Source organism: Streptomyces bohaiensis, from assembly GCF_012033785.1.
In the GTDB taxonomy this organism is placed as follows: domain Bacteria; phylum Actinomycetota; class Actinomycetes; order Streptomycetales; family Streptomycetaceae; genus Streptomyces; species Streptomyces bohaiensis.
Genome location: NZ_JAAVJC010000275.1, coordinates 1 through 6,248, shown reverse-complemented (window position 1 = coordinate 6,248; position 6,248 = coordinate 1). Strand labels below are relative to the sequence as shown.

Annotated in this window: 5 protein-coding genes; all 5 read left to right on the top strand. The window is 72.6% G+C overall.

All coding sequences use genetic code 11. The annotated features are described in order from the left end of the window. Nucleotides 1-209 (top strand): hypothetical protein (locus HCN52_RS24915; protein WP_209314795.1); only part of this gene is annotated, 209 nt, incomplete at its 5' end. 122 nt (nucleotides 210-331) lie between these two features. Next, on the top strand, nucleotides 332-2,410 hold the full coding sequence (gene tkt, locus HCN52_RS20700) for a transketolase (RefSeq protein WP_168089966.1): 2,079 nt from the start codon (nucleotides 332-334) through the stop codon (nucleotides 2,408-2,410). A gap of 37 nt (nucleotides 2,411-2,447) precedes the next feature. Further along, nucleotides 2,448-3,578, top strand: coding sequence for a transaldolase (gene tal, locus HCN52_RS20695; protein WP_168089965.1), 1,131 nt, complete (start codon nucleotides 2,448-2,450; stop codon nucleotides 3,576-3,578). Between the two features lie 8 nt (nucleotides 3,579-3,586). After that, entirely contained in the window at nucleotides 3,587-5,146 is a 1,560-nt protein-coding gene (gene zwf, locus HCN52_RS20690; RefSeq protein WP_312876807.1) for a glucose-6-phosphate dehydrogenase, read from the top strand. After that, on the top strand, nucleotides 5,143-6,248 hold a 1,106-nt coding region (gene opcA, locus HCN52_RS20685), incomplete at its 3' end, for a glucose-6-phosphate dehydrogenase assembly protein OpcA (RefSeq protein WP_245175327.1). The genes zwf and opcA, both read left to right, overlap by 4 nt.

Sequence of the window (6,248 nt, the reverse complement as noted above, 5' to 3'; positions counted from 1 at the left end):
GCACGGCGCTGAGCGGCCACGACGGCGCACCCCCGGTCCACGCCCCGGCCCGGGGACCGCGCGGCGACCGCGGCCCGACCGCCGGGCGACGCCGCCACGAACGCCGCGCGAACGATCGGGCGAAGCCCCCGAGCGGCGGCGTACGCCGGGGCGCGGCATGGTGGAACATCGAGGTCAGCGTCATCGGGGACCACGTGGCGAGCGGGTAATTCCGGGCGCGCGCCACGGGGGTAGGCTCGGTCGAGCCTCGGCGGGAGCAGTCCGATCCCCCGTCATCACGGGCCCGCACCGCGGGCCCGGCAACCACCGCGGAGAGGAGCCCTGACGCAGGGTGAGCACCACGCCTTCCACTTCCACGTTCGACTGGAGCGAGCAGGACGAGCGGGCCGTCGACACGGTCCGGGTCCTGGCGATGGACGCCGTCCAGAAGGTCGGCAACGGGCACCCGGGGACCGCGATGAGCCTCGCCCCGGCCGCCTACCTGGTCTTCCAGCAGCTGATGCGGCACGACCCCACCGACCCGGACTGGACGGGCCGCGACCGGTTCGTGCTGTCCGTCGGTCACACCAGCCTCACCCTCTACATCCAGCTGTACCTGTCGGGCTACGGCCTGGAGCTGGAGGACCTGAAGGCGTTCCGCACCTTCGAGAGCAAGACCCCCGGCCACCCCGAGGTCAAGCACACCACCGGTGTCGAGACCACCACGGGGCCGCTGGGCCAGGGCATCGGCAACGCCGTGGGCATGGCCATGTCCGCCCGCTACGAGCGCGGTCTCTTCGACCCGGACGCCGCGCCGGGGACCTCCCCGTTCGACCACACCATCTGGGTGTTCGCCGGCGACGGCTGCCTCCAGGAAGGCGTCTCCGCGGAGGCCGCCTCCCTCGCGGGCCACCAGAAGCTCGGCAACCTCGTGCTGCTGTGGGACGACAACCACATCTCCATCGAGGGCGACACCGAGACGGCCGTCTCCGAGGACGTCCTGGCGCGCTACGAGGCGTACGGCTGGCACGTGCAGCGCGTCCCGCAGGCCGACAACGGCGACCTCGACCCCGCCGCACTGCGGCTGGCGCTGCTCGCGGCGCAGGCCGAGACCGGCCGCCCGTCGATCATCGCCGCGCGGTCGATCATCGCCTGGCCCGCGCCGAACGCGCAGAACACCGAGGCCGCCCACGGCTCGGCGCTCGGCGACGAGGAGGTCGCCGCCACCAAGCGCCTGCTGGGCTTCGACCCCGAGCAGAACTTCCAGGTCGACCCCGAGGTGCTGGCGCACGCCCGCAAGGTCATCGACCGCGGCCGCGCCGCGCACGCCGAGTGGGACGAGCGGCTCGCCGCCTGGCGCGAGGCCAACCCCGAGCGCGCCGCGGAGTTCGACCGCATCCGCGCCGAGAAGCTGCCGGACAACTGGGAGGACGCGCTGCCGTCCTTCGAGCCCGGCAAGGCCGTCGCCACCCGCAAGGCCTCCGGCGAGGTGCTGAAGAAGCTCGGCGCCGTCATCCCGGAGCTGTGGGGCGGTTCCGCCGACCTCGCGGGCTCCAACAACACCACGATCGACGCCGACAGCTCGTTCCTCCCGGAGGGGAACCCGCTGCCGAACGCCGACCCCTACGGCCGCACGGTGCACTTCGGCATCCGCGAGCACGCCATGGGCTCGGCGATGAACGGCATCGCGCTGCACGGCAACACCCGCATCTACGGCGGCACCTTCCTGGTGTTCTCCGACTACATGCGGCCCGCGGTGCGGCTCGCCGCGCTGATGCGCGTGCCGGTCACCTACGTGTGGACGCACGACTCCATCGGCCTGGGCGAGGACGGCCCCACCCACCAGCCGGTGGAGCAGCTGACCGCGCTGCGCGCCATCCCCGGACTGAACATGGTCCGGCCCGCGGACGCCAACGAGACCGTGATCGCCTGGCGCGAGATCATGCGCCGCCACAACGCCGCGCCCGCGCCGCACGGCCTGGCGCTGACCCGGCAGAACGTTCCGACCTACGCCGCCAACGAGGACACCGTCCGCGGCGGTTACGTCCACACCGAGGCCGAGGGCGGCGACCCGCGGCTGGTGCTGATCGCCACCGGTTCCGAGGTCCAGCTGGCCGTCGCGGCCCGCGAGACGCTGCAGGCGGAGGGCGTCCCCACGCGCGTCGTGTCGATGCCGTGCGTCGAGTGGTTCGAGGAGCAGGATCAGGCGTACCGCGACACCGTGCTGCCCCCGTCGGTGCGGGCGCGTGTCGCCGTCGAGGCCGGCATCGGCCTCACGTGGTACCGGTGGATCGGCGACGCCGGCCGGGTGGTGTCGCTGGAGCACTTCGGTGCCTCCGCCGACTACCAGACGCTGTACCGCGAGTTCGGCATCACCGAGGAAGCCGTGGCGCAGGCCGCCCGGGAATCCCTCGCCGCCGCACAGGGCTGAGCTGACCACACACGACCGAGCAGGAGTTGCGATTCCCATGACAGAAGCACTCAAGCGGCTCTCCGAGGAGGGTGTCGCGATCTGGCTGGACGACCTGTCCCGCCGGCTCATCACCTCGGGCGACCTCGGCGAACTGCTCGACCAGAGCTACGTGGTCGGGGTCACCACCAACCCGGCGATCTTCCAGAAGGCGATCTCCGCCGGGGAGGGCTACGAGCGGCAGATCAGTGAACTCGCCGTGCGCGGCGTCTCCGTGGAGGAGGCCCTGCGCATGATCACCACCGCCGACGTGCGGGACGCCTGCGACGTCCTGCACCCGGTGTTCGAGGTGACCGGCGGCCGCGACGGCCGGGTCTCCATCGAGGTCGACCCCCGGGTCGCCCACGACGCCGAGGCCACCGCCGCCGAGGCCAAGCAGCTGGCCTGGCTGGTGGACCGCCCCAACACCCTCATCAAGATCCCGGCCACCCGGGCCGGGCTCCCCGCCATCACCGAGACCGTCGCCCAGGGGATCAGCGTCAACGTCACGCTGATCTTCTCGCTGGAGCGGTACCGCGAGGTGATGGACGCCTACCTCACCGGCCTGGAGCAGGCGGACGCCAAGGGCCTGGACATCTCGCGCATCCACTCGGTGGCGTCGTTCTTCGTCTCCCGCGTGGACACCGAGATCGACAAGCGGCTCGACGCGCTGGGCACCGAGGAGGCGACCGCGCTGCGCGGCAAGGCCGCCCTCGCCAACGCCCGGCTCGCCTACCAGGCGTACGAGCAGGTCACCGCCTCGGACCGCTGGCGGGCGCTGCTCGCCAAGGGCGCCAACGCCCAGCGGCCGCTGTGGGCCTCGACCGGCGTCAAGGACCCGGCATACCCGGACACCCTCTACGTCACCGAGCTGGTGGCGCCCGGCACCGTCAACACCATGCCGGGGGCGACGCTGGAGGCCACCGCCGACCACGGCGAGATCACCGGCAACACGGTGAGCGCCGAGGGCGAGGAGGGGTACGCCCGTGCCCGGGCCGAGCTCGACGCGCTGGGCCGGGTCGGCGTCTCCTACGACGAGGTCGTCCAGCTGCTGGAGGACGAGGGCCTGGAGAAGTTCGAGACGGCCTGGAACGAACTGCTGGCCTCCACCAAGGCCGAACTGGACCGGCTCTCACCGAAGAAGGGCTGACAACACCAGTGAGCAGCCACTCCACGGGAGGACAGGGCGGCGACCCCGCCCTGTCCAACCCGTTGCGCGACCCCCAGGACCGGCGCCTGCCGCGGATCGCGGGCCCCTCCGGCCTGGTCATCTTCGGCGTGACCGGTGACCTCTCCCGCAAGAAGCTGATGCCGGCCGTCTACGACCTGGCCAACCGGGGGCTGCTGCCCCCGGGTTTCTCCCTGGTCGGGTTCGCCCGACGGGACTGGGCCGACGAGGACTTCGCCAAGGTCGTGCACGACGCGGTCAAGGAGCACTCCCGCACGCCCTTCCGTGAGGAGGTATGGCGGCAGCTCTCCGAGGGGATGCGGTTCGTCCCCGGCGTCTTCGACGACGACGAGGCGTTCGAGCGGCTGCGGGAGACCATCAACACGCTCGACCAGGAGCGGGGCACCAGCGGCAACTTCGCGTTCTACCTGTCGGTGCCGCCGAAGTTCTTCCCGACGGTCGTGCGGCAGCTGAAGAAGCACGAGCTCTCCCAGCCGCCGGAGGGCAGTTGGCGCCGGGCGGTCATCGAGAAGCCGTTCGGCCACGACCTGGCCTCCGCGCAGGAGCTGAACCGCACCGTGCACGGGGTCTTCCCCAACCACGAGGTCTTCCGGATCGACCACTACCTCGGCAAGGAGACGGTCCAGAACATCCTGGCGCTGCGGTTCGCCAACACGATGTTCGAACCGCTCTGGAACCGCGGCTACGTCGACCACGTGCAGATCACGATGGCCGAGGACATCGGCATCGGCGGCCGCGCCGGCTACTACGACGGCATCGGCTCCGCCCGGGACGTCATCCAGAACCACCTGCTCCAGCTGCTGGCGCTGACGGCGATGGAGGAGCCCGCCTCGTTCGACGCCAAGGCGCTGGTCACGGAGAAGCTCAAGGTGCTGCGCGCCGTGCGGCTCCCCGCCGACCTGGCGCGGCACACCGTGCGCGGTCAGTACGGCGCGGGCTGGCAGGGCGGCGAGCGGGTCCTGGGCTACCTGGAGGAGGACGGCATCGACCCCGAGTCGGTGACCGACACCTACGCGGCGCTGAAGCTGGAAATCGACAACCGCCGCTGGGCGGGTGTGCCGTTCTACCTGCGGACCGGCAAGCGGCTCGGGCGCCGTGTCACGGAGATCGCGGTGGTCTTCCAGCGCGCCCCGTACTCGCCGTTCGACGCCACCGACACCCGGGAGCTGAACAACAACGCCCTGGTGATCCGGGTGCAGCCGGACGAGGGCGTGACGCTGCGGTTCGGGTCGAAGGTCCCGGGCACCCAGATGGAGATCCGCGACGTCACCATGGACTTCGCCTACGGCGAGTCGTTCACGGAGTCCTCCCCCGAGGCGTACGAACGGCTGCTGCTGGACGTGCTGCTCGGTGACGCCAACCTCTTCCCCCGGCACCAGGAGGTGGAGCGGTCCTGGGAGATCCTCGACCCGGTCGAGGAGTTCTGGGCCGCGCAGGGCAAGCCGGAGCCCTACATCGCCGGCACCTGGGGCCCGGAGGCCGCGGACGACATGCTCGCTCGGGACGGACGGAGTTGGCGGCGGCCATGAAGATCGATCTCACGGACACGACGTCCGGCCAGATCAACGCGGCGCTCATGAAGGCCCGGCGGGCCACCGGCTCGCCGGCCGTCGGCATGGTGCTGACGCTGGTCCTGGTCACGGACGAGGGCAACCACTACGACGCGCTGCGTGCGGCCAGCGAGGCGTCGAAGGAGCACCCCTCACGCATCCTGGTCGTGGTGCGGCGCCCGGGGCGGTCGCCCCGGGACCGCGCCCGCGCCCGCATGGACGCCGAGGTGCGCGTCGGCGGCGAGACGGGCGCCGGGGAGACCGTGCTGCTGCGGCTCCACGGCGAGCTCGCCGCGCACTCCTACAGCGCGGTGCTGCCGCTGCTGCTGCCGGACGCCCCGGTGGTGGTGTGGTGGCCGGAGGACGCGCCGGAGCGGCCCGCCTCCGACCCGCTGGGCGCACTCGCGCAGCGCCGGATCACCGACATGGCGGCCGCCGAGGACCCGGTGGCGTGCCTGGCCCGGCGCGAGGCGGGGTACGCCCCCGGCGACACCGACCTCGCCTGGACCCGGATCACCCCGTGGCGCAGCATGCTCGCCTCGGCGCTGGACCAGCGGCACGCCCCGGTGACGGGCGCGGTCGTCGAGGGCGAGGAGTACAACCCCAGCACCGAGCTGCTGGCGCTGTGGCTCGCCGACCGTCTCGGTGTCCCGGTCCGGCGGGTGCTCTCCGCCGGACCGGGCATCACCGCGGTCCGGCTGCACACCGCCGACGGCGAGATCTGCCTGGACCGTCCCGACGGGTCGCTGGCGGAGCTGGCCGTCCCCGGTCAGCCCGAGCGGCACGTCGCCCTGCACCGGCGGGACACCGCCGAGCTGATCGCGGAGGAGCTGCGGCGGCTGGACCCGGACGAGGCGTACGCCTCGGCGCTCCGGTTCGGGGTGGCACGGCTGGAGCACCTGCCGGCGGCTCAGGCCGCAGCGGCGAGTGACGGCGGCAAGGACGACGGCGAGGACGACGGCGACGGGCCGACTGAGGCCGCCTCCGGCGGCGAGGTCGACGGAGGCGCGAAGCCCGCCGGGCGGGCGCGCGCGGGCCGGGCCCGCTCCGCCAAGGCGGGACGGGCCGGCAAGGGCGGCGC

Coding starts and splice junctions, on each gene's coding strand:
- tal (WP_168089965.1), top strand. CDS start 2,448: ATGACAGAAGCACTCAAGCGGCTCTCCGAGGAGGGTGTCGCGATCTGG.